The organism is Bacillus atrophaeus (genome assembly GCF_039519175.1).
Taxonomy (GTDB): domain Bacteria; phylum Bacillota; class Bacilli; order Bacillales; family Bacillaceae; genus Bacillus; species Bacillus atrophaeus.
This window is the reverse complement of sequence record NZ_CP154443.1, coordinates 2,252,114-2,278,902: the sequence shown is the minus strand read 5'-3', so window position 1 is coordinate 2,278,902 and position 26,789 is coordinate 2,252,114. Positions and strand designations below refer to the sequence as shown.

Annotated in this window: 22 protein-coding genes and 1 pseudogene; 5 read left to right on the top strand and 18 right to left on the bottom strand. The window is 45.4% G+C overall.

Annotated elements, in window-relative coordinates; translation table 11 throughout:
• Positions 1 to 9: 9 nt before the first annotated feature.
• The 4 genes from AAHT65_RS11400 to AAHT65_RS11385 form a co-directional block, all read right to left on the bottom strand.
• Positions 10 to 594 carry a nitroreductase family protein gene (locus AAHT65_RS11400; RefSeq protein WP_061573406.1) on the bottom strand — a complete coding sequence of 195 codons (585 nt, stop codon included), beginning with the start codon at positions 592 to 594 and terminating at the stop codon, positions 10 to 12.
• Positions 595 to 674: 80 nt separating this feature from the next.
• On the bottom strand, positions 675 to 1,556 hold the full coding sequence (locus tag AAHT65_RS11395) for a PhzF family phenazine biosynthesis isomerase (protein WP_063638875.1): 882 nt from the start codon (positions 1,554 to 1,556) through the stop codon (positions 675 to 677).
• A 117-nt stretch (positions 1,557 to 1,673) separates the two neighbouring features.
• Positions 1,674 to 2,729, bottom strand: coding sequence for a FecCD family ABC transporter permease (locus tag AAHT65_RS11390; RefSeq protein WP_390841146.1), 1,056 nt, complete (start codon positions 2,727 to 2,729; stop codon positions 1,674 to 1,676).
• Positions 2,726 to 3,727, bottom strand: coding sequence for a FecCD family ABC transporter permease (locus AAHT65_RS11385; protein ID WP_010788000.1), 1,002 nt, complete (start codon positions 3,725 to 3,727; stop codon positions 2,726 to 2,728). Before AAHT65_RS11385 ends, AAHT65_RS11390 begins: the two co-directional genes overlap by 4 nt.
• A gap of 154 nt (positions 3,728 to 3,881) precedes the next feature.
• Here AAHT65_RS11385 and AAHT65_RS11380 point away from each other — a divergent pair, with 154 nt between their 5' ends.
• On the top strand, positions 3,882 to 4,859 hold the full coding sequence (locus tag AAHT65_RS11380; RefSeq protein WP_010787999.1) for an ABC transporter substrate-binding protein: 978 nt from the start codon (positions 3,882 to 3,884) through the stop codon (positions 4,857 to 4,859).
• A gap of 43 nt (positions 4,860 to 4,902) precedes the next feature.
• On the opposite strand, the gene mprF is transcribed toward AAHT65_RS11380, so the two are convergent.
• Positions 4,903 to 7,470 carry a bifunctional lysylphosphatidylglycerol flippase/synthetase MprF gene (gene mprF, locus AAHT65_RS11375; protein ID WP_088116769.1) on the bottom strand — a complete coding sequence of 856 codons (2,568 nt, stop codon included), beginning with the start codon at positions 7,468 to 7,470 and terminating at the stop codon, positions 4,903 to 4,905.
• 168 nt (positions 7,471 to 7,638) lie between these two features.
• Between mprF and AAHT65_RS11370 the strand changes: the two genes are divergently transcribed.
• Positions 7,639 to 8,121, top strand: coding sequence for a MarR family transcriptional regulator (locus tag AAHT65_RS11370; RefSeq protein WP_004430569.1), 483 nt, complete (start codon positions 7,639 to 7,641; stop codon positions 8,119 to 8,121).
• 112 nt (positions 8,122 to 8,233) lie between these two features.
• Entirely contained in the window at positions 8,234 to 9,790 is a 1,557-nt protein-coding gene (locus AAHT65_RS11365; protein ID WP_151291079.1) for an MFS transporter, read from the top strand.
• On the opposite strand, the gene bstA is transcribed toward AAHT65_RS11365, so the two are convergent.
• The 4 genes from bstA to AAHT65_RS11345 all read right to left on the bottom strand — a co-directional run bounded on the left by bstA (position 9,787) and on the right by AAHT65_RS11345 (position 12,966).
• A complete protein-coding gene (gene bstA, locus AAHT65_RS11360) occupies positions 9,787 to 10,323 on the bottom strand; it encodes a bacillithiol transferase BstA (RefSeq protein WP_106273457.1) in 537 nt (178 codons plus the stop codon). The two genes, AAHT65_RS11365 and bstA, sit on opposite strands and share 4 nt — an antisense overlap.
• A 50-nt stretch (positions 10,324 to 10,373) precedes the next feature.
• Complete coding sequence (locus tag AAHT65_RS11355; RefSeq protein ID WP_106273455.1) at positions 10,374 to 11,381, bottom strand: zinc-binding alcohol dehydrogenase family protein; 1,008 nt, start codon at positions 11,379 to 11,381, stop codon at positions 10,374 to 10,376.
• A gap of 59 nt (positions 11,382 to 11,440) precedes the next feature.
• Positions 11,441 to 11,713: a barstar family protein gene (locus AAHT65_RS11350; RefSeq protein WP_004430559.1), complete on the bottom strand. Its 273-nt coding sequence runs from the start codon at positions 11,711 to 11,713 to the stop codon at positions 11,441 to 11,443.
• Between the two features lie 167 nt (positions 11,714 to 11,880).
• A complete protein-coding gene (locus AAHT65_RS11345) occupies positions 11,881 to 12,966 on the bottom strand; it encodes an acyltransferase family protein (RefSeq protein WP_343310256.1) in 1,086 nt (361 codons plus the stop codon).
• Positions 12,967 to 13,333: 367 nt separating this feature from the next.
• Here AAHT65_RS11345 and AAHT65_RS11340 point away from each other — a divergent pair, with 367 nt between their 5' ends.
• Positions 13,334 to 13,888, top strand: a complete 555-nt coding sequence (locus AAHT65_RS11340; RefSeq protein ID WP_004430555.1) for a PadR family transcriptional regulator — start codon at positions 13,334 to 13,336, stop codon at positions 13,886 to 13,888.
• Between the two features lie 38 nt (positions 13,889 to 13,926).
• Here AAHT65_RS11340 and AAHT65_RS11335 read toward each other — a convergent pair.
• The 9 genes and pseudogenes from AAHT65_RS11335 to glvA form a co-directional block, all read right to left on the bottom strand.
• Positions 13,927 to 14,298 (bottom strand): annotated as a pseudogene (locus tag AAHT65_RS11335) (ABC transporter permease); the annotation flags it as partial.
• 288 nt (positions 14,299 to 14,586) lie between these two features.
• A complete protein-coding gene (locus AAHT65_RS11330) occupies positions 14,587 to 15,444 on the bottom strand; it encodes a VOC family protein (protein ID WP_343310255.1) in 858 nt (285 codons plus the stop codon).
• Positions 15,445 to 15,461: 17 nt separating this feature from the next.
• The gene (locus tag AAHT65_RS11325) at positions 15,462 to 15,866 is read right to left on the bottom strand and encodes a DoxX family protein (protein ID WP_004430546.1); all 405 of its coding nucleotides are present in this window, start codon (positions 15,864 to 15,866) and stop codon (positions 15,462 to 15,464) included.
• A 168-nt stretch (positions 15,867 to 16,034) separates the two neighbouring features.
• Positions 16,035 to 17,852, bottom strand: coding sequence for an ABC transporter ATP-binding protein (locus AAHT65_RS11320; protein ID WP_326086499.1), 1,818 nt, complete (start codon positions 17,850 to 17,852; stop codon positions 16,035 to 16,037).
• The gene (locus tag AAHT65_RS11315) at positions 17,833 to 19,566 is read right to left on the bottom strand and encodes an ABC transporter ATP-binding protein (protein WP_343310254.1); all 1,734 of its coding nucleotides are present in this window, start codon (positions 19,564 to 19,566) and stop codon (positions 17,833 to 17,835) included. Before AAHT65_RS11315 ends, AAHT65_RS11320 begins: the two co-directional genes overlap by 20 nt.
• Positions 19,567 to 19,850: 284 nt before the next feature.
• The gene (locus AAHT65_RS11310; protein ID WP_343310253.1) at positions 19,851 to 22,175 is read right to left on the bottom strand and encodes a peptidase G2 autoproteolytic cleavage domain-containing protein; all 2,325 of its coding nucleotides are present in this window, start codon (positions 22,173 to 22,175) and stop codon (positions 19,851 to 19,853) included.
• Positions 22,176 to 22,354: 179 nt separating this feature from the next.
• On the bottom strand, positions 22,355 to 23,941 hold the full coding sequence (locus tag AAHT65_RS11305; protein ID WP_277714450.1) for an alpha-glucoside-specific PTS transporter subunit IIBC: 1,587 nt from the start codon (positions 23,939 to 23,941) through the stop codon (positions 22,355 to 22,357).
• Between the two features lie 18 nt (positions 23,942 to 23,959).
• A complete protein-coding gene (locus tag AAHT65_RS11300; protein ID WP_315916613.1) occupies positions 23,960 to 24,718 on the bottom strand; it encodes a MurR/RpiR family transcriptional regulator in 759 nt (252 codons plus the stop codon).
• 61 nt (positions 24,719 to 24,779) lie between these two features.
• The gene (glvA, locus tag AAHT65_RS11295; RefSeq protein WP_343310251.1) at positions 24,780 to 26,129 is read right to left on the bottom strand and encodes a maltose-6'-phosphate glucosidase; all 1,350 of its coding nucleotides are present in this window, start codon (positions 26,127 to 26,129) and stop codon (positions 24,780 to 24,782) included.
• Between the two features lie 339 nt (positions 26,130 to 26,468).
• Here glvA and AAHT65_RS11290 point away from each other — a divergent pair, with 339 nt between their 5' ends.
• Entirely contained in the window at positions 26,469 to 26,771 is a 303-nt protein-coding gene (locus tag AAHT65_RS11290) for a WXG100 family type VII secretion target (protein ID WP_004430533.1), read from the top strand.
• Positions 26,772 to 26,789: the final 18 nt, after the last annotated feature.

Genomic DNA, 26,789 nt, shown 5'->3' with positions numbered 1-26,789 from the left:
GGGGTTTTTTTACAGTTCGGTAAACCGCTCGCGCACAGGTGTGCGGTCTTTGACTTTCGGCATTTCATCAGGATAGCCGGTTTGGATGATAGCGGCAAAGCGTTCGTCGTCCTTCAATCCGAATGCCTTGTGCATCTCTTTATCGTAAAGGATTGGGCCGCTTTTCCACACCATGCCGATCCCTTTTTCCCAGGCAAGGAGCTGAAGATTTTGGATGAGGCAGCTGACAGCTGCAAAGTCGTCATCTTTTGCTCTTTCATTTTCATCCACTTTACATACAACAAGAAGAAAACCGGGCACACCGCTCAGCGTGTTTTTCACATTTTGCACCTTTTCTTCTGTCAGGTCGGGTTTTGTTCGTTTGAAAAAAGATATATACTGATTTGCCAGATTTTTTTTACCTGTTTCGCTTGAGACGTAAATAAATCTCCACGGCTCCGTCAGTCTGTGGTTTGGCGCATATACAGCGGAATCAAGCATCTCCAGCATGATATCTGAAGCAACTGGTTCAGCTTTGAATTTTCTGATTGATCTTCTATTTCGGATAATATCTCGAATGGATGAATGTTGATTTATTTGTTCGGTGTGAGGCATGCCGATTCACCTTCCTATACAATTGAAAATGATTATCATTAGTAATAATAACGGAAAGGAATGCCTTTTGTAAACTAAAATCAGATGTTAAGTATCAGAGTTTCCGCATATACGGCGGTTCCTGTCATTTTTATTTTCATTTCTTGGTTTTCTTCAAGGACAGCAATTTCAACTTTTCCGTCTTTCCCCATCTCTTGTCCTTGTTCAATTGTGAAAACCTGCTGATCCGAATGGCCGTATGTTTTCATATAGGCAGCCATCACGCCGGAAGCTGTGCCGGTTACGGGGTCTTCCGTTGTTCCCGAATAAGGCGAGGAGAAATGGCGGCCGTGCAAATCGCAATCGGGATGAATCGTTTCAAAGGTAAATGGATGGACGGAAGCTTTGGGAAGATCAATTAAAACGTCTGGGAATTGTTTGTTGTTAGGCTTCATTCTTTTTGAAGCATCTAAGGTTTTTAACGGAACAATTGTCGTCCAGATCCCCGTATTGCCATAAACAATCGGCAGTTCGTCATGAAAATCGCTGATTGTTAAGCCAAGAGAGGCCGCCAGCTTTTCTTTATCTCCTGTAAAAGCTTTAAATTGGGGAGAAGCCTGTTCAAGGGTAATATGGATACGCCCCTCCCTTTCTGAAATCTCCACAGGCAAAATGCCGGCTTTCGTTTGTATGTTATATGTCTTCCCCTTTTCAAGACCGCCTTTTTCGCACAATGCAAATAATGAGGCGACGGTTGCATGTCCGCATAAGTTCATTTCGTGTCCAGGTGTAAAATAGCGGATTTCTAAATCGGCCGAATCGCTTTTCAATAGAAAGGAGGTTTCCGAATAACCTGTCAATTCAGCAATTTTCTGCATATCATCTTCTGAATAGCTGTCTCCGTCAAACACAATTCCCGCCGGATTTCCTTGGTTAGGTTCGCTCGCAAATGCTTCATATTTCAATACCTTTGCCTCTCTCATGTCAAGCCATCCCTTTCTGCTTTCAATGTCACGTTTTAGTATAACAAACAAGAAATGAGAATATTTAGTATTTTAAAACAAAAAAACTCATTTTCATCTGAAAATGAGTTTTCTGCATCAGTTATTTCTTGTTTTATATAACAGATAAATGAAGTAAGGTGCGCCAATCGCGGCTGTGAAGACGCCAGCCGGGACTTCCACCGGGGAAAAGAACGTTCTCCCGACAATGTCAGCCAGCAAGACAAGCAAACCGCCGATCAGTGCAGATACAGGCAAGAGCGCGCCAAACGACGAACCGACAAGCCGCCTTGCAATGTGAGGCGCCATTAAACCTACAAAACCGAGGGTGCCCGCAACAGAAACCGCGCAGCCGGTTAGAGCAGTACTTAACAGCAGCAGAAAAAAACGGTTTCGCTGAACAGAGCTTCCCGCACCAGCCGCCACATCCTCACCAAGCCCTTGTATATTCATATTTTTAAGCGAAACAAAACAAATCACTAAGAGTACAATTGAAAATGCCGCAGCCACTTTCACATGCTGCCAGTTTGACCCGTACACAGAGCCTGTAATGTAAACATTGGCTTGAGACGCCCTGTAGATAGGACCTTTAATCATCAGCAGTGTCGTCATCGCCTGCGCGCACATGGAAAATCCTATGCCGATCAACACGAGGCGGAAGGTCGAGGCGCCGTTTTTGTACGCTAATACGTAAATGATGAGCCCTACGAGCGCGGCGCCGATAAAGGCGGCGACGGGAAGCCAGGACAGACTGACCGTCAGCGAATCATTGCTGTCTGAAAAGAGCAAGAGAAAAAGCATAACCGCCACAGCGGCGCCGCCTGTTATTCCGATAATATCAGGAGAAGCCAATGGATTGCGGACTAGACCTTGCAAAATCGCGCCGGCAACGGCCAAACAGATCCCCGCTACTAAAGCGACCAAAATCCTTGGCATACGGAATGACTGCACAATCATTTCATCGAGCGTTGTGCCTGCCCCAAACAGCGTCTTTGCCACTTGCCACGGGGAAATAAACCGCTGGCCGAGACCGGCGCTTATCAACAGTGTTGCCGCCGTCAAGATGAGTAAGATCAAGAAGACGAACAAGGCTTTTTTTTCGGATGCCGTCATGACTTTTCCGCTGCCGAAGCGAAACGTCCGAATCTGTTTCATATAGTCTTCCCCCTTCTTGCAATATAAACAAAGATGGGCATTCCGATAATCGCCGTCATCACACCGACCGGAACCTCCTGCGGCATAATAATATAGCGCGCGCCAATATCTGCGGTCACAAGCAGGATCGCGCCCAGCACAGCGCTAAAAGGCAAAATCCAGCGGTAGTCATTCCCGATGACAAACCGGGCAAAGTGAGGAATGATAATTCCGATGAATGAAATCGGCCCGGCGATCGCAACTGCCGAACCGGCAAGCAGAACGATACATATCGCCATAACTAATTTTAACAGACCCGTTTTTTGTCCAAGGCCCTTGGCTACGTCTTCTCCCATTGACAGCAGATTTATTTTTTGTCCGAGGAAGAAACTGATGATCAGCGCAACAGCGGCATAAGGCAGCATTAACAAAAGTAAATGGAGACTGCGTCCCTGTACAGAGCCTGTGAGCCAGAAAAGCACCTGTTCAAGCTCAAGCTCATTCACGGCGAGCAACCCTTGAGTCAGAGAGGAAAACATCGCCGCCATAGCAGCTCCGGCCAGCGTCAGTTTAACGGGAGTTAACCCTTCCCTCCCCAATGAGCCAGCTCCATACACAATCGCCGCGGTAAAGGCTGCGCCAATGAAAGAACTCCACCCCAGCGCATGGGGCGATTGGATATGCAGAAAAAATGAACCGGCGACCACGAAAAATCCGGCGCCCGCGTTAATTCCGAAAATCCCCGGAGAAGCGAGCGGATTTTTTGTCAGCGCCTGCATTAAAGCTCCGGCGACAGCCAGCGAGGCCCCGACCGCTGTGGCTACGAGGGCGCGCGGCAGCCTTACATTTTGCACGATTAAGTGTTCGTTTGATCCGTCAAAAGATGTAAACGCTTGATAGACCAATCCCCATGATGTATCTGTATATCCATACACGACACTCGCACAGTTTACTGCCAATAACAAAATAAGAAGACTAATCAAAACAAGAACTTTAAAATACGTCTTTCGAAAGAGCATCGTCCAATTCTCCTATTTTTCACTATGTATACATCCTTATTAATTTTATCAGACTCTAGTGATTTTGAAAATCAACCTCAATTAATGATTGACAGTCAGATTGTTGATAATTATGATCTAATTGAGAACAGATTTCAATGTGGGAGGAAAAAAAATGAAAAAGCAAATCACCATGCTATTCGTATTCGTTATGGCGATCATGGTACTTTCTGCCTGTAACAGCAGCGGGAGTTCAAATGACAGCAAGGGGAACAGCAGTGAAACAAGAACGATTAAGCATGCGATGGGGACGTCAACTAACATTCCCGCGAATCCAAAGCGAATCGTGGTGCTGACGAATGAAGGAACGGAAGCGCTTCTAGCCCTCGGAATTACTCCCGTTGGGGCAGTCAGATCGTGGAAAGGCGACCCGTGGTATGACTATATTAAAAGCGATATGAAAAATGTAAAAGATGTGGGGCTTGAAACCGAGCCGAATGTAGAAGCGATTGCGGAATTAGAGCCTGATTTAATTATCGGAAATAAAGTGCGCCAGGAAAAGATTTATGACCAGCTGAATAAGATAGCGCCGACTGTCTTTGCCGAGTCTTTGGCGGGCAATTGGAAAGACAATCTGACTCTTTATGCAAACGCCGTCAACAAAGCGGATAAAGGAAAAGAAGTCATTCAAACATTTAATAAACGTGTGTCCGACATCAGCGGAAAACTTGGCGACCAGAAAAACAAAACGGTTTCAGTCGTCCGTTTTATGTCCGGCGAGTCCAGAATCTATTATAAAGACTCTTTTTCAGGCATCATTTTAGACGAACTTGGCTTCAAGCGTCCGGAAAAACAGAAGGAATTGTTCAAAAAACAGAAGGATCAATTTATTTTTTCAACCGACAGTAAAGAATCCATTCCTGACATGGACGGTGATGTCCTGTTCTACTTTACGTATACAGCTGATAACGCCAAAGATAATGTAAAATGGCAAAATCAGTGGACGAGCGATCCCCTTTGGAAAAACCTGAAGGCCGTTAAATCTGGAAACGCTCATGAGGTGGATGATATCGTCTGGACGACAGCCGGCGGAATCAAAGCGGCGAACCTGCTTCTGGATGATATTGAAACAACTTTTTTAAAAACAAATTAAACAGAAAAAAAGCTCCGTCTGCGCCAGACGGAGCTTTTTCATATTAACTATTGCGCTTGCTTTTCCCGATCAGCCGTGACACGAGAAACATCGTGGCAGGCAGTGATCTGTTTTTGCGGTATGCGAGATATTTTCCGCGCCATACCGGTTTATATTTCTCTTTAAATGCCCTGAGGCCGCTGAAGCTGTACATATAGCGCACATTATTGAAAATGACGGCGGCAATCCGTTCTGACCAAAAGGACGTAAAGGACGTGCCGACATTCGCCAAGGGCGCCATCCCCATGTTAAAGGCTGTGTAGCCTTGTTCCTTCGCCCACAGAAACATCCGGATAAACAGGGCGTCCATGATGCCGTTTGGCGCTTCTTTCTTATACCGCATGAGATCCACCGAGATTTCTCCTTCTTGGTACATCGGCATCACACTGGCGAACGCAATGATTTTTCCTTCCGGGTCTTTCATATAAGCGACAGGCGCTTTTTGCAAATAAGAAACATCGAAATATCCAAGTGAGAAGCCTTTCTCTTTTTTCGGGCCGAGCCATTCATCAGAGATCTGTTTCAATTCCTCTATAAACGCTTCAGAAAAAGGCGGCTCATCGACATGAAAAGTATATTCTTCTCTTTCAAACCTGTTGTTAATCGCCCTGAGTCCCGCCTTCTTCTTGCCTGACAGGGTAAAGGCGGTCATATCCACGATGGCTTCTTCCCCGAGTTTAAAAAAGTTGTAGCCGAAGTCATGGTACAACGCCATATCCTCCCGCTCAATCTGGTAGAACATCACACTGAAACCGTGCTGGTGCGCTTCGTTTAAAAATTCTTCGAGGACAAGCGGGAATGACTCCTTCTGACCGGACGGATCGCCCAGCACCACCAATCGTCTGGATATTTTTCCAAACAGCAGAAGCGCTTTGCCGTCGCTCGAAAAATAAAACCGCTTATCTCCTAAAAACCCGAGATGGCTGAGGGCATTGCCCCCCTCTTCCTGCAAAAATTCCTGAAGGCGCTCTGGGTCGGCCTGTTCACCGATTGTTTTTGTTTTTTTATGATAGAACGCCGTGAATAATAAGAAAAACAGCGGAACGATAATGACGGCCATGATGGTTGCGTGCGTGATATGTGAAGTATCGTGCACAAAGTAATCATGGCGAAGGAGCCGTTTCATCCGGTCCCAAATAAATCCCGCGATGATGTTATAGTTGAACAAGGCCACGACGAAAAGCGCAACCGCAAAAATCATTTGTCCGAGCGTATAAGATGCTTGTTCTCTGACAAATTGTTTTTTCAGAAGCACGAACAGCACAATTACGATCGGCAGAATAAATATGGCGCTGATATTCAGCCCTTTCAAAAAGCTGAATACAAATCCGCCGACAAGTGCTGTGACCGCCATCATATAAGAGCGTTTTGTCCGTTTATACAGCTCAATCGGCAAAATGAGCAAAATTAAAGCAGAGCTTAAACTCAGCCCGTTAAACAGCAGCAAGGCTGGACGCGGAATGTGCGGGATGACGGTCAGCTTATCTATCGGCAGAGATACCGAGACGAGGACGATAACCCCCGCAACAAACACAATGAGCGAGAGTGAGCCGTACAGCAGCCTGATTAAAATCGCCCTTTGCAGAATCAGCAGCACGTTGGTCGTTTCAATCGCCGGGGCAATACGCGGGTTCGTTTCAAACCGCTTCATTGTATTCTCAGTTAAATCGCCAGCCGCGAAGAAAAGGCCAAGCACAAATGGAATAAAGGAATACACAATGCGATAAAGCACGAGCGATGCGACTATGGCTTCTTGATGAAAGCCTAAATGCTCCATACCGAGTAAAAACAGCAGGTCAAATGAGCCGAAACCTCCGGGCACAAGGCTGATCAATCCTCCGAGGGCAGCGATCACAAATACGCCAAATACATGCCTCACATCAGCGTGAATCCCCATAGCGAACAAGGACAAATACATGACCATACCCGCAGCGAGCCATTCTGCAAATGAAGCTCCGATATAGAAAACTATCGGATTTTTAACCTGAGCCGTTTCTTCGGTATTCTTCGTTTTTGCATTTTTCACCTTTGCCGCGATGAGGGATACGGGAACGACAAGGGCAAAGCCGATTACTACAATCCAGAGCCACGGTTTTTCATTCATGACTTCTTCGACAGGCAGCACTCTCACAGCCACGAGAATGCTGAAGACAGACAGGCCTAGTACCATAGAAGATGTAAGCCACGCGATTCCCTTGACCAGGCCTTTTACATCCTTCGTATGCTCCTTGTAAAGCATGGTTCTTAAGCCGACGCCTGCCAATCCGCCGAAACCCAGCACATTATTAAATGAATTGGCAATCCATGATACTCTGAAAACCTTCGCATTTGAGATGGAAAGGCGCAGTGAGCGTTTAAGCACAAAATCGTATAAAGACATCGCCGCAACCGCGAGCAGTCCGATTAATACAAGAATAAATAGGTCCGTGCGCTGCAAGCCGTTGATGATCATAAGAGTTCTTTTGAAAGACAGGTTCGTCAGTTCATTTTTTAACGTATAGATCACAAAGAGCAAAACAGCAATAGGAAATACAATTTTTAATATCGATAAAGCATTTTTTTTATTCAGCAATGATCTCTCCAATCGTCTTACAACTATTTTGTCATGTTTCCCCAAATAATCTCCAACATATTATACACTACCACATCATTTGCGGACAAAACCCAGTCAAAGCAACTTTCTTTCTTCCGTAAAAATAAGTAATATGGAAGCAGGAGCAAATGATGAGGAAGTGAGAAGATGGATTACAACTTACATGACACGACCGTATTAAACGAAAACATCCTATCATCTGAGGAACGGGAAATATGGGTGCTTTATATGAAGGTGCTGACTGCCGCGGGGCTTGGGGACGTATCCGAATGGATGAAGCTTGATATGAGCATGCCGCAAATGAAAGTGCTGATGCTTTTGAATAATCACGGGACACTGAAGGTCAGTGACATTGCTGAGAAAATGGGCGCTTCCCTGTCCAACACAACCGGCCTTCTCGACCGCCTTGAGAAATCAGGTTTTATTAAACGTTCACACTCTGAGACGGACCGCCGCTCGGTCGTGATTCAATTAACAGAGGATGCGAAGAGTATTTTTCGAGGGCTCTATGAGAAAGGCCACACCAAATTGAAACGGTCTTTGGAAAAGCTGACCGCTGATGAAAAAGCAGCTGTTACTCAAGGCCTTTCCATTCTCGCTAAAGCACTTGCACCTGATAACGCAGAATAAAAATCAAAGTCTGCCTGACTTGGAATTCCGGTCACAGGCTTTTTTTATTTGACATTTAGTTCACTTAAAATGAATAATATATTTAAAGTGAACTAAAAAAGGAGTTGATCATATGGAAAATCCAAAATCCCTGGAAGGCGGACAGAAATGGGCGATCAGTTTATTTACGATCGGGGTTTTTATGGCGGCGCTTGATAACGGGATTATCTCAGCGGCGCTCACCACAATTAACAGTTCATTCGGCGTCTCTCCTTCCTGGGGATCATGGGGAATCACCCTTTATACATTGGGGCTTAGCGTCAGCGTTCCGATCGTCGGGAAACTCTCTGACCGCTACGGAAGGAAAAAGCTTTTTATGATTGAAGTAGGCCTTTTTGGTCTCGGTTCATTGCTTGTTGCGTTAAGCCAAAGCTTTCCGATGTTTCTGATTTCGCGTCTTGTTCAAGCGCTGGGAGGCGGCGGTATTTTTATTATCGGAAGTTCTCACATCCTTGCCACTCTACCTAAGGAAAAGCAAGGGAAGGCGCTTGGACTGCTTGGTGCGATGAACGGGATGGCGGCGGTGCTCGGTCCTAATATCGGCAGCTTTTTGCTTGATTGGAGCGGGTCCTGGCATTGGCTGTTTTTGATAAATCTGCCGATTGCCGTTCTTTTGGTTATCTTCGGAGGCCTGTTTATTATAGAAACAAAGGCTTCGGAAGCCAAACGGCTGGATTTTCTCGGCTCACTCATCTTGTCGCTGTCGATCTTGTCTGTAATGTACGGGATTACAAATCTTGACGGGGCAAAGCTGCTGAGCAGTATAACGGAGCTTAATGTCTATGGATTTATGGTTCTGGGACTCGGGCTTTTTGCGCTTCTTTTATGGTACGAAAAACGGGTCGAGATAAGAGGCGGAGATCCGATTCTCGCTTATTCGCTGCTGCAAAATAAAGTCTTTCAATGGACCCTTGTCATCGGATTTTTGTCAGGCGGTTTATTGGCGGCTGTTATTTTTATACCGTCTTATGTGGAGCAATATTTAGGGGTATCTGCTGCGAAAGCGGGGTATTGGATGACGCCGCTCGCTCTGGCATCCGGAGTCGGCGCTTGGCTGGGCGGAGCGTTTACCGACAAAAAAGGCCCTGTCAAAACAACTTTACTGTCGGGAATCATTTCAATGATTGGATTTGGTTTATTTCCGCTGTGGGTAACGGAGAAATGGGAATTTGTCATTGCGAGTATGATCGCGGGGGCCGGTTTCGGTTTTCTTCTCGGCGCGCCGCTGAATGTCTTAGTATCAGAAGCGGCGGACGTGAATAAAGGCACGGCGCTCGGCACGCTGTCACTGGTAAGGCAGGTCGGTTTGACATTGGCGCCGGCTTTTTATGCCGGGTTTATTACGGCCGGGTTTGACCGTGTCGGAGATGAAGTGAGCAGCCGTTTATCAGACAGCGGCTTTTCATCAAAAGATATACCCATTCCCGACATCAGCAGCGGGCAATCGGCTTCATTCCAAGAACAGCTTCAGCACATTCCCATGCCTGAGGTCAGACATGCGATCACCGAAGCCATTCATGTAAGTGTCGGCAGCGGCTTTAGCCATTTATATGCTTCAGCCGCCGTCATTTCTATTTTGGTTATTATCTCTATCAGTCTGCTGGCTTTCTATCGACGAAAATCCTGCTAATTCCAGCCCATTCGGCCCGCAAGCCCCGTAATGTGCGCGATATGATGATGAGAATGCCAGACATATAGGCCGAGAGCATTTTCAAGCGTGATGCTTTGCTTTGTATCAGGGTGATAAAAGCTCCGTTTAAATTGTTCGTCTGTCATAGAACGCAGAAGCGCCGTCCACCTTCCGTGAAGAGCCTTAAGCAGAGACAGCGAACCGCTTGGATCGGCTGTTTTGGAATCCGCCAGCGCGGCCCACCCTTTTTCATCATATGGACGAATGGCAGGCGTTTCTTCTGTAAGGCTTAACTTAAAACGGATATAACTGTTCATATGGCTGTCCGCCAGATGATGCACCACTTGGCGGACGGTCCATCCGCCCGGGCGGTACGGCGTGTCCAGCTGATTGTCCGTCAAACCGCCAATGGCTTTTTGCAATAATGCGGGCGCTTCTTCAAGCGCTTTGATCCATTCTGTTTTCTGCTGGTCTGATATGTATTCCTTCGGCTCGTACTCGCCTATCGGATAGCTTAGATTGTCTTTATTCATGTTGTTCCATTCCTCCTTCTAAAAAGGCAGCCGCACCGCTGCCTTTTGTTTTATGAATATTCTACGACGAGTTTGCCGATCATTTTGCCTGACTCTATTTTAGCATGGGCTTTTTTCAGCTGTTCTGCGCTGAACGGCTTTAACACTGTCGTCAGTGTATGGCGAAGCTTTCCTTGATCGAATTTTTTTGCGGCTTTTGTTAATATCTCTCGCTGTTTGATCATGTCATCCGTCTGAAACATCGCTCTTGTAAACATGAACTCCCAGACAAAGCCGGCGCTTTTGCTTTTCAGCAGATTAAGATCGAGAGGGTGCTGATTTTCGACGATGGAGCAGATGGTTCCCTGCGGCAGGATGACGTCAGCCATTCCTTCCCAGTGCCCGTCTGTATCGTTTAAGCAAAGGATGTATTCTGTCCCATTTATCCCCGCAGCTTTCAGTTGGGGCAGGAGCTCATGGTGATGGTTGATGACATGATCAGCGCCCATTTTAAAGCACCAGTCCTTCGTTTCCTCTCTGGATGCGGTAGCTGCCACAGTTAATCCCGCCTGCTTCGCAAGCTGGGTTGCAATCGAACCGACACCCCCGGCTCCTCCGATGATCAGAATCGTTTTCCCTTCATCCTCTTTTGTTATGCGGAGACGGTCGAAAAGCGCCTCCCACGCTGTTAAAGTCGTCAAAGGCATGGCGGCAGCTTCTGCGTGGGACAGCGACTCCGGCTTTTTGGCGGCAATACGCTCATCGACGAGCTGATACTCGCTGTTTGACCCTTGGCGGTTTACATCTCCCGCATAATATACCTCGTCGCCTTCTTGAAACCATTCACAATTCTCACCTGTTTGGACAACGGTTCCGCAAGCATCCCAGCCAAGAATTTTCAGCTCATCTTCCTTCTCTGCTTTCGGCGATCTGATTTTCGTATCGACGGGATTGACTGAGACCGCGGCGATTTTGACTAGCAGGTCCCGTCCTTTCGGTACAGGCTTTTCAATCTCTTCTTCTATCAGACTATCAGGCTCATCAATGGGCAAATAACGATGTAATCCTACTGCTTTCATGTGACTCACTCCTTTTGTTCTTTGTGTTTCACTGAAAAAACAGTTATGAAACCATGTGCTTATGATTTCACTATGGTGATATCATAGCCATCTGCTCTGGCGCTTTGAAATACCTCCCAAAAGGCTTCGGCTGAGCTGCCGAGCAGCTTTTTGCTTTGATCAAAGTGCTTCCATTCTATGACGATCGGAAACTCAACCCATCCAGTCAAACAATCCCAGAGCGCATCAAGATTTTCACCGTAATACTCGGGCAATTCCAAATCTTGTTTCAGCTGCCTGTGAAGGTTTTTTACATCCCGGATTTGCTCTCCATTAATGATGATTTTGTTCATGGCTCATCTCCTTTGCTGTTTGTTCACTTCTTTTCTTACTTTACTTTCTCTATTATTTTACATCCTGTCAACTGAAAAACCCATCTGCCGCTTCACAAGGCGATTTAGAAAAAAAACGGATGACATAATGCAAAGAACGGCGGGCCGATGCCCTGCCGTCCTTTATTTCAGCCCGCATGATCGCGGACTTCCAAATTCACTTTATCCCGCTTCGGCTGATAGATTTTGCCGACAAACAGATAACCGTATTTAAACTTATTCATCACCCAAGATGTGAGGATCGGGCCGCCTACACAAATGACAAACAGCAGCACAACAGCACACATGGCAGGAATGTCATTGATATTCGCTAAAAGCACGTAACCGATGATCATAAAATAAGCGTGCAGCAGATAGATAGAAAAAGAATAGTTGCTGATAAACATAATGATTTTCGGAACAGACTGAAGCTTTGAAAACAGCTGAAAGAACAGGAAAATCATACTTGTTGAATACAGCATGATGTCCGGCCGTTTGGAGCTGATCATGCCGACTTCGCCGAAATAGGAAACGGCAACAATCAAAACAGCTGACACTGCGGCAGCGCCATATACCGCATAACGGTACTTATTCAGTAACGCTAAAAAACTCTTGTACTGTTTCCCGCAATAATAAGCGAGACAGAAGTAGAACAGCCAGCCCGGAAAAGGAACCCAGAAGAAAGGAAAAGCAGAATCCGGGGCGGAGGAAGAAGAACTCCCAAATGAAAAATAGCTTAAATAAGCGGCAGTGATGACAAATGAACTGGTAAGCACCCACTTTGGCTGCGCCTTTTCCAAAAATGTGTGAAAGCACATATGGAGTAAATAAAATTGAAAAATCACCAATATAAAGTAGCCGATGAAATGGCCTAAAAATACATTTGCCAGGAAGTTTTTCACGATTGCGAGAAAGTCGATCCCCTGCATCATCATACTCCCCATCAGTACCGCATCAACGGCAGCGATAAATAGAAAAGGCACAAAAATCACTTTTCCTCTTTTCTTCAGAAAACCCTTCGGCACCCCTGCGGGATATGAGCGGGCCAGCAAAAATTCCGAGATAAAGATGAATGCCGGCGTACTGAACATCAGCAGGGTCCGATAAGAATCCACTGTATGTGAGATGTCAGCCAGAGCTTCAGCCTGAAGAATGAGAACCATTGAGATAATATGAAGAAGAACGACACTCAGACAGGAAATGCAGCGGATGACAAAGATTTCTTTAATTTGCATACTCGCGCTCCTTTTTTCAAATTTGAAACAATTGGATGTTTGTACATTACCATATTCATCCAATCTAAAAAAGAGCAATAGTTCCTATCCGCGGCGGTCTGAATGTCATGTTACCCGAGGTGGCAGCGAACTTGGTTATACACCTATTAAAGCCATTTGCCCCTTTTGGGGTGCTATGTTTCATTGGGAATAAGAATCCGCTTGACTTGCTTCATTCCGTAAATTGTAATCCAATCTGCGTTGAGCCGCCGCAGACATTTTATATACCATGCCGGGGAGTCTGCAACGTAAAAAAAGATGAGCAACCTGCGATTCCGGCATGCGTATGGTATACTAACTCTCAAAATGTGCTTGCATGGAGGACATCATGAGAATTTTAAAATACGCCATTTTAGGGCTATTGCGTAAAGGCGAATTGAGCGGATACGATATTACAAATTATTTTAAAGAGGAGCTCGGGCAGTTTTGGAGCGCAAAACACAGCCAGATTTATCCCGAGCTGAAAAAGCTGACGGATGAAGGCTTTATCGAATTTCGAACAGCGATTCAAGGCACGAGGCTTGAAAAAAAAATGTACACGCTGACAGAAAGCGGCGAACAGGAACTGCACGCTTGGCTGACAAAAAAGGACCCGATTCCGGAAACGGTAAAGGATGAATTTATGCTGAAGGCGTATTTCATTTCTTCTTTAACTCAAGAGGAAGCTGTTGATTTGTTTACAGATCAGCTTTTGAAACGACAGCTGAAGCTGTCTGATTTACAACATAGCTACAATGAACTGATCGAATCATTGGATCAGCCTATATCATTTTCTTCACCGGATTTCGGCCATTATCTTGTTCTGACGAAAGCGCTGGAACGGGAAAAGAATTACGTGACTTGGCTGGAGGACATACTCGCTGTGATGAAGAATCAACAGTAACAAAAGGCGAAGCAGCCCGCTTCGCCTTTTTCTTATTTTTATCGCAATGCTTTCACTCCCATTGCAAAAAACACGGCGGCAAAGGCCAGCAAAATACCGTATATTCCAAGTACATCCGAGATATGCGCGCCGTTTGCAATAATGTCGGTAAAGCCGTTCATCGCCCATTTCTGAGGGAGAAACTCAGCCACGGACTGCATCAGCTTCGGCTCAATTTCGATCGGCCAGTACATTCCGCTTACCATACATGTCGCAATTACAAACAGGTTTCCTAAAGCCATTTGCTGTTCAGGTGTTTTGACGAGGGCGGCGATCATCAGTCCGATGCCGACAATGGCTAAGAGGAACAGCGAGACTAATATGATGACAGCGAAAGGATCACCCCAGCTGATGCTTTTAAGCAGATATGTACACTCGTTTTCTATATAATGTCCTATTCCGTCAAGGACGTAACAGACTTCATAGAATGAGTGTTTATGCAGCAGAGTGTCGTAATAATGAACATGGAAAGAAGCTCCATTTGCTCTAATTGATGGACATATTGATTTAAAAAATTTTCCCGGCACAAGCTGATTGTAGTCCAAAAAACGCCTCCTTACTGCGCCGTTTTTCTTATCATGCCTTCCCTGCGCGATATTTCAAATAATTCCGAACATAAAAAAAGCCCCCTTGCAAGCTATGCAAGGGGGCTGTCTTTGTCAGATCACAAATACGATACCTGCGCCTGAAGCCGGATCTTTTACAAATAATCCTTCGTGCTTTTCTTCAACGGAGTATCCGGTATTCTGCAGCCTGTCTGCCACCTTTTCGAGTTCTTCCTTGTTTGGGAGCACAATGGCGTAATAAGTCAGGCCGCTGGCGTTTGTCGGCTTCGGAGGGGCATTTTTCCCCGCCCATATGTTTAAGCCGACATGATGGTGGTAGCCTCCCGCCGATACGAAAAGGGCGGACATGCCTGCGTAGTCGCCTGTAATGTCAAACCCTAATATATCTGTGTAGAATGCTTTCGCCTTTTTTAAATCATTTACATGAAGATGGATATGGCCTATCACCGTTCCCTCCGGAAGCAAGCTTTTTCGCTCATCTCCCGCCTCGGCTAACAGACCTTCCACATCAACGGGCGCCGTGCCCATGATATAGTTTCCTTTTGCATCACGCTGCCATGTGCTGCGCGGCCGGTCAGCATATATTTCAATGCCGTTTTGGTCCGGGTCGGACAGATAGAACGCCTCACTCACGCCGTGGTCCCCCTGCCCGATTGCGATGCCGTTTTCAATCAGGCGGTTGATAGCAATGCCGAGTTCTTTTCTGTCGGGAAGAAGAATCGCAAAGTGATAAAGGCCCGTTACTGTCCGTTCAGGCAAGACGACAGCGCTCGGATTTTCTTCAAGGACAAGCAAAACGTGCTCTCCGTCGGCCGTCAATTCTGCCGCGGTATCTGTTTGCTTCAGCACTTGAAAGCCGATCACGCCGCAATAGAACTGCAGGGAACGCTCTAAGCTGCGTATGCTTAATTTGACATAACCGATGTTTGTATCTTCGTGGATACTCGTCATATTGATGGCCTCTCTTCTTATGCTGAAACGTTTTCTTCCTTTTTCGCTTTAAAAACAAACGAATCTAGCGCCAAGAAACGGCTCCCTGAAAGAGCTAAATGGATAGATGCTACCAACAGAAGATAATCAAATTCAGAATTCCCCATGAAAGGCGCTTTAAGTTTCACTGTAAAGATGGCTCCGAGCAGAGTTAGTGCAAACAATACTCCCACGATGCGTGTCGCTAATCCGAAAAAGACAAGCACTCCTCCGACGAGTTCAATGGTTGCGATGACATAAGCCATAAAACTTGGGAGCCCTATACTTCCGAAAAATTGGATTGTGCCCTCCATTGCCGTAAACTTTGATAAACCGTGAACAAAAAAGATAATACCTGTAACTACCCTTAAAAGTAATGTGCCAATTTCAAATGATTTATTCATTATGTTCCTCCTTGATAAGTGTTATCACTTACTTTGTGTAAGTTAGTATATATAGATAACTTGTTTACGTCAAGTAATTTTGTTACATTTTACGAAAATGAAATAAAAGTACCACAAATGATATAAAAAAAAGGCCTTTGCTGCCGAAACAAAGGTCTTTTTTCTCACTTAGGCTCTTTTAAATTGGCTTTCATATAAATTGCTGTAAAATCCTTTTTGCCGGAGAAGCTCGGCATGGCTGCCTCTTTCTATCATCTCTCCGTCTTTTAAAACAACGATTTGATCCGCTCTTTGAATCGTGTTCAGCCTGTGGGCGATCATCACGCTTGTTCTCCCTTCCATCAAGCGGGCAAGGGCTTGCTGAATTTTGACTTCTGTGACTGTATCAATGTTGCTTGTCGCCTCATCTAAAATTAGCAAAACCGGATCTGCCAGCACCGCTCTGGCAATGGAAATCAGCTGTTTTTGCCCTTGGCTGATGCCTGCTCCGTTTTGGGTCAGCACCGTATCATATCCCTTCGGCAGCCGTTCGATAAAGCTGTGCGCATTGGCGTTTTTCGCTGCCTCTTCCACTTCTTGATCCGTTGCGTCCAAACGGCCATAGCGGATATTCTCTCTGATGGTTCCCTGAAACAAAAAGGAATCCTGAAGGACAAATCCCATATGTTTCCGAAGGCTGGACCTCGTCATGTCCTTAATATCAATGCCGTCAATCAAAATCGCTCCCTCATCCGGTTCATAAAAACGGGCGAGAAGATTAGTGACAGTCGTTTTTCCCGCGCCTGTCGGGCCTACAAATGCAATGGATTGTCCCGCCGGCACTGTGAAGCTGAGGTGTTTCAGCGTCTGACTCCCTTCCTCATATCCGAAAGAGACGTGCCTGAATTCAATGGCGCCTGTTTGAATCGGCTGATGTAAGGCGTTCTTTTCATCCTCCCGTTCTTCTTTTTCATCGAGCACATCGAAGACACGTTCAGCTCCGGCAATGGCGGACAACATCGTATTAAATTGGTTGGCGAGATCGTTCAAAGGGCGGGTAAACTGTCTTGAATACTCGGCGAACACAACGATTGAGCCAATCGTAATCCAGCCCTTTAACGCAAACCAACCGCCGATGGCCGCAATAATCGTAAAGCTTAGATTGTTCAACGTGTTCATCACTTTCGGGATAAAGCCGGAAATCGTCTGCGCCCAAAAGCCGGATGCCTTCAAGCTGTCATTTTTTTCTAAAAACTCAGCAGTCACCTGTTCTTCCCGCGAATAAGCTTTGATGACCTTGGCGCCTGAAATGGATTCTTCAATATAGCCATTAAGCTCTCCAAGGTTTTTTTGCTGCTCTTTAAAAAGTTTTCCCGTACGGTTGGTGATCCATTTGATGCTGACCGCCATAATCGGCACGATAATCAGCGTAATGAGAGTCAGCAGCGGACTCATGTACAGCATCACTGAGATCGTTCCTACAAAGGTGATGACGCTTGATAAGATTTGGATGACCGACGTGTTTAAAGTAGAACTGACATTTTCAATATCATTCGTCACCCGGCTCATCAGCTCGCCGTGCCGCTGTTTATCGAAGAACGGAATCGGCAGCTCGTGCAAGTGGGTGAACAGCTCACTCCGCATTCTGAATACAGTGCTTTGAGAAATATTAATCATCCAATAGTTTTGAAACCATAAAGACAGGGACTGGATGACATAGATCCCTAACAAACCAAGCAATATCGGAAAAAGCCCGCTTGCCGTCCGGCCGACAATAAAATGGTCGATGGCACGGCCGATCACAATAGGTCCAAGCAAGCCAAACACGGCACTGACCACAACCATGATCATGACAAGTGTGAGCATGCCTTTTTTCTCAGCCAAGTAAGACCACATTCTGCCTAGCGTCCCTTTGGCATCCTTTGCTTTCGTTCTTTTTTTGGAGCGGTCTTTTTGATCAATAGGTATTTTTTTATATTGGAAAGGACTACGAATGTCTTTCAGCATGACCAGCACCCTCCTTTCCGAATTGAGACTCGTAAATAAGCTGATACAAATGAGACTGTGAAAGCAGCTCGTGATGCGTGCCTTTTTCAATCAGTTCGCCGTCCTCAAGAAGCAATATGACATCGGCTTTCATGGCCGTGCTGACTTTTTGGGTAATGATCAGTGTTGTGCATTCATAAGCGCTGATCGCCTCAAGCAGCTTTCCCTCTGTTTGCAGGTCGAGGGCGCTTGTACTGTCATCCAATAAAAGAATGGCGGGCTTTCTGATAAAGGCTCTGGCGATGGAAATCCTTTGTTTCTGACCGCCTGACAAATTGACGCCCTTTTGTCCAAGCACCGTATCATAGCCTTTCGGGAGCTTCATGATCGTGTCATGAATTTGCGCGCTTTTGGCCGCTTCCATTACTTCATCTAGTGAAGCATTTTCTTTGCCCCAGGCGATATTTTCCCTGATTGTTCCCGAGAAAAGCAGCACTTCCTGCGGAACGTAGCCGATTTGCTTCCGAAGCCCTTCAGCCGGAAACTCGCCAATCGGCTGCCGGTCAATCAAAATCCTGCCTGAATCCGGTTTGTATAGCCGCGGAATTAACTGAAAGAGCGTTGATTTTCCAGAGCCCGTCGCTCCTAAGAGAGCAATCGTTTCCTTTGGTTTTGCTGTAAAGGTTATGTGCTGAAGCGCTTCTCTTTCCATATCGGGATAGCGGAATGACACATCTTCAAAATCAATACGGCCGCTCAGCGGCTCATCCGTTTTGCCGCGCTCCCGTTCGTCGCCTTCTGTCTTAAGCACCTCTCCGATTCTTTCTCCGGAAGCTTTCGCCCGTGAAAAAATCATAATCAAGAACGGAAAAACGGACAACGCGCCTGTAATACGTGTGGCGTAGTTAATAATCGCGACAACATCGCCGACCTGCGTACCGTTTTGTGCCACGCTATTGGCGCCAAGCCACAAAATAAACAGAATGCATATATTCATTAACAGCATTAAAACAGGCATCGTTGCTTCAACGAGGCGAAAGGCCGATACTGTTTTTTGCATCAGTATGGTGTTTGATTTCAGAAACCGTTTGATCTCGTGGCTCCCGCGAAGCAGCGCCTTAATCAATTTAATAGCCGCCAGGTTTTCCTGCATGATGGTGTTCACTTGGTCAAGCCGTTTCTGCACAGAGCGGAACAGCGAACCCCCTTTTTTTAATACCCAAAGTAAAAAAAGAATCAAAATCGGAATCGTCACAAGCAGAAAAAAACCGAGTTTCACATTGACGGCCAATGATAAAATAACACCGCCGATAATCATTAAAGGCGCCCGAAGCATAAACCTGAGACTCATGAAAATCATATTTTGAACCTGTGTCACGTCATTGGTGAGCCTCGTAATAAATGATGAGGAGGAAAACTGCGCAAAAGTAGAAAAAGAGAAGGACTGGATTTTTTGAAATATCCCTTTTCTCGTATCGTAAGCATAGCTTTGGCTGACATGAGCCGCATAGAAGGAATTCAGCATTCCCGCCGCAAATGACACCAGTGTAAGCCCGACCATTACAGCTCCCCATACCCAGACTGTCCTAAGGTCTTGTTTCAAAATCCCCTCATCTATAATTTTTGCGATAAGGAGGGGCTGCACAAGCTCTACCGCAAGCTCAGTCAGCATCAAGACAAGAGCTATCCCCGCTATCAAATAGTATGGTTTTAAGTATGATAAAGCCTTTGACATCTGAAAGCCTCCCAAACCTGTTTATCAATATGTATTTTTATTTTATTTGTTTGTCTTAAATGAATAAAGGATTAACCCTTGAACCCGCACTTTTATTATGTACTTTGTGTAAAAAATGAAAATCATTGAAGATAAAAATGGAAGGATTGAAGCGTGTAAATATATGGAGGCTGACTTACTTTTCTTTTTACCAGCGCCTGAACCGGAGTCTTTTATTTTAAAATGAATAGCGGAGCTTTAGAAGGCCCGCTATTCAGATGATCATTCATGGCGTGTCATTTCATTTAACGAATAAAAACGAAAGCAACCCCAAATCCTTTATCAGCATCAAACTCTTGGATCACTTTCATGACCTGCCAGCGCTGGTTTGGAGAATCGGATTTTGTTGCGATCCCGTTATGAGCGTGAATAAAATCTCCTGCTTTCACCGTCTCATCACATCTGACATATACCTGGCCGATGAGTCCGACAATGTTCCACTCGTCTCTCTCATCTCTTGAAGCATAGTCTTCTTCAGGTCGATAGTCAGGATTTTCTTTTGGAGCCATGACCATTTGCCCGTTTGCATCTTTCTGTTCTTCATAAACGCAGCCGCCAAACTCATTCTTTACGTATCGTCCCGACCAATGGAAACTCGACTCGCCAAGAATCACTCCGGCAGTCTCGGAAATTACCCCAAGCATGAGATCATCTTTTTCAGCCGGTCTGATCTTATCACCTTCAAGTGTGACCAGTGTTCCTGTAGGAATCTTCTCCCCGCTCAGGCTTTCAAAATACTCGGCGTAGTCAGAGAATGTCGCGGAACCTGTTATCTTTCCTGTGGCCTTAATTGTTCCTTCTTTTGCATGAAGCTCAATTTTTCTGTTTGCTGATGACGGAGTGCTGCCGGCACCCCAGCCCCATACAGTTGAGTTAGCTTTTGGGTTTATCGTATTGTATGAACCGATTACCCCAGACTGAGAATCTCCTGTAGCCTGTCCCCGAACAGAACCGACGACAAACCCATTGGTTCCTGTGACGTGGGAATCTTTAGATGCCAGAACAGAGGATCCTTTATGTTTAAACAGTTCATACGGTGTTTTTTTACCGCCAACATTAAATGTTGTTTCATACCCTTGGAAATTAATATTTGATATATTCAGATCTGGACCGGAAGAATAGAGTCCAACCGCTCCGCTGCTGGTTCCCAATCTATGTCCGTATACATTGCTCACTGTGCAATTATCAACGCCTCCGCCAAAAGCAAGTCCCGTCGTGCCGCCATCAATTAGAAAAACGCCATCAATCATGCATTTTCCAACTGCATTTTCTCCGCCAAGAACATAAAGATCATGAGCAGCAGAGCGGAACCCGCGGATCGTAATATTCTTCAGATTGACATACCGCCCTTTGTAATAAATCATAATGATCGTGTCCTTGCTGTAATCATATGAAGGATCTTCACAAATAGCTTGAAAGTTCACTATATTAACTGAATCATAGCCCGAAACAACCAAAGCACTCGCTCCGACGCCTTTATATATAGAATTTTGTTTAGGATTTGTTGCCTGGCAATTTACTAATTGAACATCATGGGCAGTTTTTGATGTTGGCTCATCCGATAAATGGTGGCCAATATGTCTAATGCAAAAACCGATGGCATTTTCGTAAGCACGGCAATTAGCCAGTTGGACCCGTTTAGCTGCCGGGGCATAGTCATGCGCCTTAATCTCAAAGCCGCGGGCACCGCCAATTGCGACACAGCTATCGACAAATACATCTTGAGAACCGTCATCGATCTCAAAGCAATTTGAATTTGATGTGCCATTCCCATTTCCCATCGGATGATAGGAAACACAATGGCTAAAAGTAGTATGGAATCCAAAATGACAAGTAAAGTTATCATCGCCGGACCCTGTTGCTTCACAATGTGAAAATGTTACAAAATTACAGCCATTGGGCTGATAATAAGTTGGGTCGTCCATTTCACCATGTCTATTATAGTTCGGGCTTGTCGAATCAAAACCGTGGAGGCCGCCATTCTTGGCAAAAACATGCTCGACAAAAGAATAGTCAACATTCGCAAAAAGCAAACAGCTTGAAGTGGGGCCTTTCGGAATCTTCCAGCCGGCAGGGCGCGTATCCTTGTTCCAGTCCAGTGTGAGGTGGCCGACATAAATATTTTCATTACCGTTCGTGTAATCACTGTTGGTAAGAACAGAATGGCCGACCGGCGTTTCGTCTAATAATTTAATGACCGTTCTTTTCTTGCCTGCTCCGATAAGCATTGTATTTGAAGGAACAAACAATCCCGATGTTCTGAAAACACCGGCGGGAACTGTTACTACATAACCTCCGTCACCCATAGCATCATGAAATGCTTGCGTATCATCTGTTACTCCGTCTCCTTTAGCCCCAAAATCCATAACGTTGCGCTCTGTAACATGTTCAAATCTGTTTTCATACGTTTTAAGTCTTTCGTTTAAGTTTTCATAAGTTGACGTACCATTGCTAAGAGCGGCACCGATTTTGCTGTCAATCGTTTCAAAGTTTTGAGCAAGGCTTTCAACTTCAACGCCTTCAGCTTTATCGGGTTTGTAAAGTCCTAAGAAAGTAGTATAGTTTGTCATTGTTCTGCCTCCTATTTTTTAATCGCTATTTAAAACACCGTACATCATAGAAGTCATTCACTCCTACATATACAGGTGGCAAAGGTATGACAAATTCATACATCTTTTTTAAAACATAAAAAAAGCGCTGGATAAACAAGCGCTCTTTCCACTCTGCACATAGACTTCTGCAGCATTATTTAACCGTTCAGTATTCTCTCCACACGCTCCCGTACCTGCGGAACACTCAGCCCGACAATGACTTGAAGCGCTTTTCCGTTTCTTACGACGCCGTGGGCGCCCAATGCCCGGAATACGCTGTCCGGCTCGACCTTTGATTCGTCCTTTACGCTGACCCTGAGACGTGTGGCGCAGTTAGTAACATCTGTGATATTATCTTTTCCGCCCAAAGCTTCAATGTATAAAAACGCCTCATCATCCTCTGCTTCTTTTGCGGAGGCTGTTTCCTTCTGTGTGTTCTTTCTTTCTTTGTATTCCTTTTTTGAATATAGCTTTGTTTCCTGCTGATCGTCCCTTTCCCTTCCAGGTGTGGCGATATTGAATTTGAGGATAAGGAATCTGAAAGTGAAAAAGTAAATGGCTGTAAAGGCGAGCCCGATCAAGATTTGATACACATAGGTCATCCCGTGGCTGCCGAAAAGCGGAATCCAATTCAGTGTGGCTACTTCAATTAAACCGCCACCCATTTTTCCAACGACGCCGGCCATATACATCACGGTAGCCATTGTGGCTGCCAACAACGCATGAACAGCAAACAAGAATGGCGAAATAAATAAAAAGGTGAATTCTATCGGCTCTGTAATACCGGCGACAATGGCCGTCAGCGTGACGGGAATCAGCAGGCCGGCGACGATTTTTTTCTTTTCTTTTGCGGCAGTCACGTAGAAGGCCAAAGCGATTCCCGGGATGCCGAAGATCTTCGAATTGCCGTGAAGGGCAAATCCCCCTTGTGGGAACAGCTCTTTCAATGGTTTGCTGCTTTCTGAAAATTGGCTGAGATGCTGCACCCAATAGGTGACGATTCCGCCTTCTACGACAGCCGGGCCGTAAACAAATGGAGTGTAAATGAAATGATGTAGGCCTGTCGGAATTAAAATCCGTTCTAAAAAAGTGTACAGCCAAACCCCAAATGCTCCTGATGCGACGAGAAATCCTTGCAAAGAAGCGATGCCGTTCTGCACCATCGGCCATATAAGACAAACGGCCAAAGCGACAGGAATCATGATGAAAAAGGAGATCATGACGATGTATGTTGAGCCTTGGAATATGCCGAGAAAATCCGGCAGTTTCTTATCAAAATAGCGATTGTGCAAATAGACCACAATGGAGGAAATTAAAATCGCTCCGATAATATTCGTATCAAGCGTTTTAATGCCCGCAATCATGGTTAATCCGCTTGTGCCGCCGACCTCCTGATCCATATCAACACCAAACGCGCCGCCCCACACCGTAAGGATCGCACTGATGAAATAATTGAACGTCAAGTAAACAGTAAGCGCTTCCAAACAAGCGCGCGCCTGAGCCTTCTTCGCCAATGCGACCGGGATACCGACCGCGAATAAAAGAGGCATTTGATTAAACACGGTCCAGCCGCCCTGCTCAATGACATACCAGCATTGATACCAAAACCCATCAGGATCAGCGAGCGGTCCCATCAGGGTTTCATTTTTAAACAGTGTACTAAGGCCGACAATAATACCGGAAAACGCAAATAATAAAACAGGTACAAACATGGCGCTTCCAAAGCGCTGCACTTTTTGCATCATACCATGACCCCCTGTCAATCAATGTTGTTTCTCTTCCTCTTTATATGCAACATATGCGCGAAACAATGCTTCACCAACGAGAAAAAATGGCGCAAACGCGACAATCTCCGTTTTATCGCTTAAAGTCACGGGCTTGCTTGTCGCATACAGGTTGTACGGCGTTGTCTGGGCGAGCACGTTATTTTTCAAATTCGTAATGGAAATAAAGGGAATTCCTTTTGCAGAAAGGATTCGGGCCTGCGGAATTAATTCCGGCGTTTCCCCGGAGAGTGAAATAATAATAAATAAGTCATTACCTTTGAAATCATCCAGCATCGTATCAAACTCTATTTTGTCTTGAATCAAAATCAAATACCGATGGCGGGACACAAACATTCTCTGCAGCTCTCGGGCGCACGTTGTTTGCGCCGTCCCCGATCCATAGACAAAGATTCGTTCAGCTTCATCAATCAGCCGGCACATTTCCGTCATATCCTTCGTCTTTAAAAACTTCAGGTTGGCTTCTATATCATCAAGCAGCTTTTCAAAGCTCAGGCTTTCCCCTTCTTCAGGCTGATCCTCCCATTTCAAGTACACACGGAATTCGCTATAGCCGCTGAAGCCGAGCTTTTGGGAGAGGCGCAAGATCGAAGAACGCGACACACTGCACTCTTTCGCCAGATCATTTATTCCGAGAAGATAGCATGTGTGCTTATGATTCAAGATATATTTTAAAATATAAAAATCGTTATCATTTAATTTATTGTAATGCTGATTGATCAATTCTTCCAAGCTCATATGATCCCCCCATTTTCTTTCTATTATATACAATAATAGACCAAGAAAATGGGGGAACTTATTAAGAAATGCGGCTCGGGCTTTGGTCAAGCTCAGGCCAGTACTTCTTGTTGGCCTCCATTAAATCCTCTAAAATCAATCTCGCCACGCGGGCGTTCGGCACTGTTTTTGAGAGGATCAGCGCCTGCCACAGCTTTTGGAATGATTTCTCTTCCCAAGCTTCCACTGTTAATTTTTCAACAGACACCTGCTGCTCCATCAGCCCTTTTTGGAACTGCGGGATTTTGCCGACTGTCACGGGTTCAGGGCCGTTCGAACCGACGATACACGGCACTTCGACCATCGCAGAAGGGTCAAAGTTAACGATCGTGCCGTTGTTTTCTACAATCAGCAGCATTCTTTCGCCCGTATTGTAAGCGATGGCTCGGGCCAGATCGACGATATAGGAAGCGTGATCATCAATCGTAATGTCACTGTTTTTAGAAGACTGCTCACGTGTAATCATGTCACATTGGCTGAAAATAAACGCCTCGCGTCCTTCCATGACTTCATTTGCCCTCGTATGATTTGGATTTGATTTTTTGACCATATCATCCGGGAACAAATAATACTGCAAATACGTATTCGGTAAAGTGTCCGGATCAGCTGCCTGCACATCGCGCGCTTTTCCGAATGTGTCATTCCAACTTGCTTCCACTTGTTCGGTTTCCGTCTTCGGTATATATCCGTATTCACGAACATGCTCTTTCAGCTTCGGCATTAAATCGTTGCCCTCTTGATCTTCTATGGATGTCCACCATCCAAAGTGATTCAATCCGTAATAACGGATCTTCATGTCTTTTCTTGAGGACAGGCCGAGTATTTGTGCCATACGGTCTTCAATTCCGACCGGCATGTCGCATATATTTAAGATTTTCGAATTCGGTCTGAGACGGCGCGTCGCTTCGGCCACGATTGCTGCAGGGTTTGAATAGTTCAGCATCCACGCATCCGGTGAATAGGTTTCCATATAATCCAGAATCTCGAGAACACCGCCGATTGAACGCATCCCGTACGCAATTCCGCCCGGCCCGCATGTCTCCTGCCCGACGACTCCGTACTTTAACGGAATTTGTTCATCAAGCGCGCGCATCGCATATTTGCCGACTCTGATATGCGCCATCACAAAATCCACATCTGTAAAAGCCTCTTTTGGATCAGTCGTCGCTGTAAATTCAATATCCGGCGCTTTTTCCTTTATGAACACGTCACAAGCACCCGCGATTCGTTCCTGCCTTGCTTTGTCATTATCATATAGCTTCAGCTTTCTGATCGGAAACTCCTGTAAATGATCCAAGAGCATTAACACAATTCCCGGGGTAAACGTGCTGCCCCCGCCTGCGATCACAATCGAGAATGATTTTTTCTTCATATGACGACCTCCTTGATAACGTTTACATTACATTTATATCATGGGACGATTCTCTCCGTAACGCGTTTGGCGCAGTTAGGTCATTTGATCAGTTTTAGTTTATTTTCTCAGCAAGCGGGAAAATTCCCGGCTGTTTTATTGAATATGTACACAGATTGATCTGTTCACCTCCACGTAAGCTTAAAGTCTCGTTTTTCTTAAAATAAAAGTGGATATACACCCTTCTATCCTTTATGAAAAGGTTCTTTTGTAGGATTCGGATATATGCCTAATTATTTATAATCATTTATATAAAACCATCCATTTGTGCGTTAAATTAGGAAAGGCGGGGTGCAAAAGTTGGACTCAAATAAAGTACTGGAACTGGCAAACAAATATAGTGAAGCGGCAGAAGAGGTTAGAAACTCAAAACAGCTCCTGAATTCACGTTTATTTGCATTGGGCGGCGCTTGGCAAGGAAAAGCAAGAGAAACGTTCGACCAAAAGTTTGAGGAGACAAAGTCTGATTACGACCAATTCGAACAGGATTTAATTGAAACAAGCAATGAACTCAAGGCAGCCGCTGTGAAAATAGAAGAACGAAAAGCAGAGATTGCCAGAATGGAAGAACTCGAAAGAAAAGCAAGAGAAATAAAGAAATAGAATCAGGGGGTACCCGCC

Excerpts from the sequence above, each read along its gene's own strand:
- AAHT65_RS11365 (WP_151291079.1), top strand. The coding sequence starts at position 8,234 with ATGGAAAATCCAAAATCCCTGGAAGGCGGACAGAAATGGGCGATCAGT.
- AAHT65_RS11325 (WP_004430546.1), bottom strand. The coding sequence starts at position 15,866 with ATGAATAAATCATTTGAAATTGGCACATTACTTTTAAGGGTAGTTACA.
- AAHT65_RS11310 (WP_343310253.1), bottom strand. The coding sequence starts at position 22,175 with ATGACAAACTATACTACTTTCTTAGGACTTTACAAACCCGATAAAGCT.
- AAHT65_RS11380 (WP_010787999.1), top strand. The coding sequence starts at position 3,882 with ATGAAAAAGCAAATCACCATGCTATTCGTATTCGTTATGGCGATCATG.
- AAHT65_RS11340 (WP_004430555.1), top strand. The coding sequence starts at position 13,334 with ATGAGAATTTTAAAATACGCCATTTTAGGGCTATTGCGTAAAGGCGAA.
- AAHT65_RS11385 (WP_010788000.1), bottom strand. The coding sequence starts at position 3,727 with ATGCTCTTTCGAAAGACGTATTTTAAAGTTCTTGTTTTGATTAGTCTT.
- AAHT65_RS11395 (WP_063638875.1), bottom strand. The coding sequence starts at position 1,556 with ATGAGAGAGGCAAAGGTATTGAAATATGAAGCATTTGCGAGCGAACCT.
- AAHT65_RS11315 (WP_343310254.1), bottom strand. The coding sequence starts at position 19,566 with ATGTCAAAGGCTTTATCATACTTAAAACCATACTATTTGATAGCGGGG.
- AAHT65_RS11370 (WP_004430569.1), top strand. The coding sequence starts at position 7,639 with ATGGATTACAACTTACATGACACGACCGTATTAAACGAAAACATCCTA.
- bstA (WP_106273457.1), bottom strand. The coding sequence starts at position 10,323 with ATGAATAAAGACAATCTAAGCTATCCGATAGGCGAGTACGAGCCGAAG.
- AAHT65_RS11390 (WP_390841146.1), bottom strand. The coding sequence starts at position 2,729 with ATGAAACAGATTCGGACGTTTCGCTTCGGCAGCGGAAAAGTCATGACG.
- AAHT65_RS11305 (WP_277714450.1), bottom strand. The coding sequence starts at position 23,941 with ATGATGCAAAAAGTGCAGCGCTTTGGAAGCGCCATGTTTGTACCTGTT.
- AAHT65_RS11355 (WP_106273455.1), bottom strand. The coding sequence starts at position 11,381 with ATGAAAGCAGTAGGATTACATCGTTATTTGCCCATTGATGAGCCTGAT.
- AAHT65_RS11320 (WP_326086499.1), bottom strand. The coding sequence starts at position 17,852 with ATGCTGAAAGACATTCGTAGTCCTTTCCAATATAAAAAAATACCTATT.
- AAHT65_RS11400 (WP_061573406.1), bottom strand. The coding sequence starts at position 594 with ATGCCTCACACCGAACAAATAAATCAACATTCATCCATTCGAGATATT.
- AAHT65_RS11330 (WP_343310255.1), bottom strand. The coding sequence starts at position 15,444 with ATGACGAGTATCCACGAAGATACAAACATCGGTTATGTCAAATTAAGC.
- glvA (WP_343310251.1), bottom strand. The coding sequence starts at position 26,129 with ATGAAGAAAAAATCATTCTCGATTGTGATCGCAGGCGGGGGCAGCACG.
- AAHT65_RS11345 (WP_343310256.1), bottom strand. The coding sequence starts at position 12,966 with ATGCAAATTAAAGAAATCTTTGTCATCCGCTGCATTTCCTGTCTGAGT.
- AAHT65_RS11300 (WP_315916613.1), bottom strand. The coding sequence starts at position 24,718 with ATGAGCTTGGAAGAATTGATCAATCAGCATTACAATAAATTAAATGAT.
- AAHT65_RS11350 (WP_004430559.1), bottom strand. The coding sequence starts at position 11,713 with ATGAACAAAATCATCATTAATGGAGAGCAAATCCGGGATGTAAAAAAC.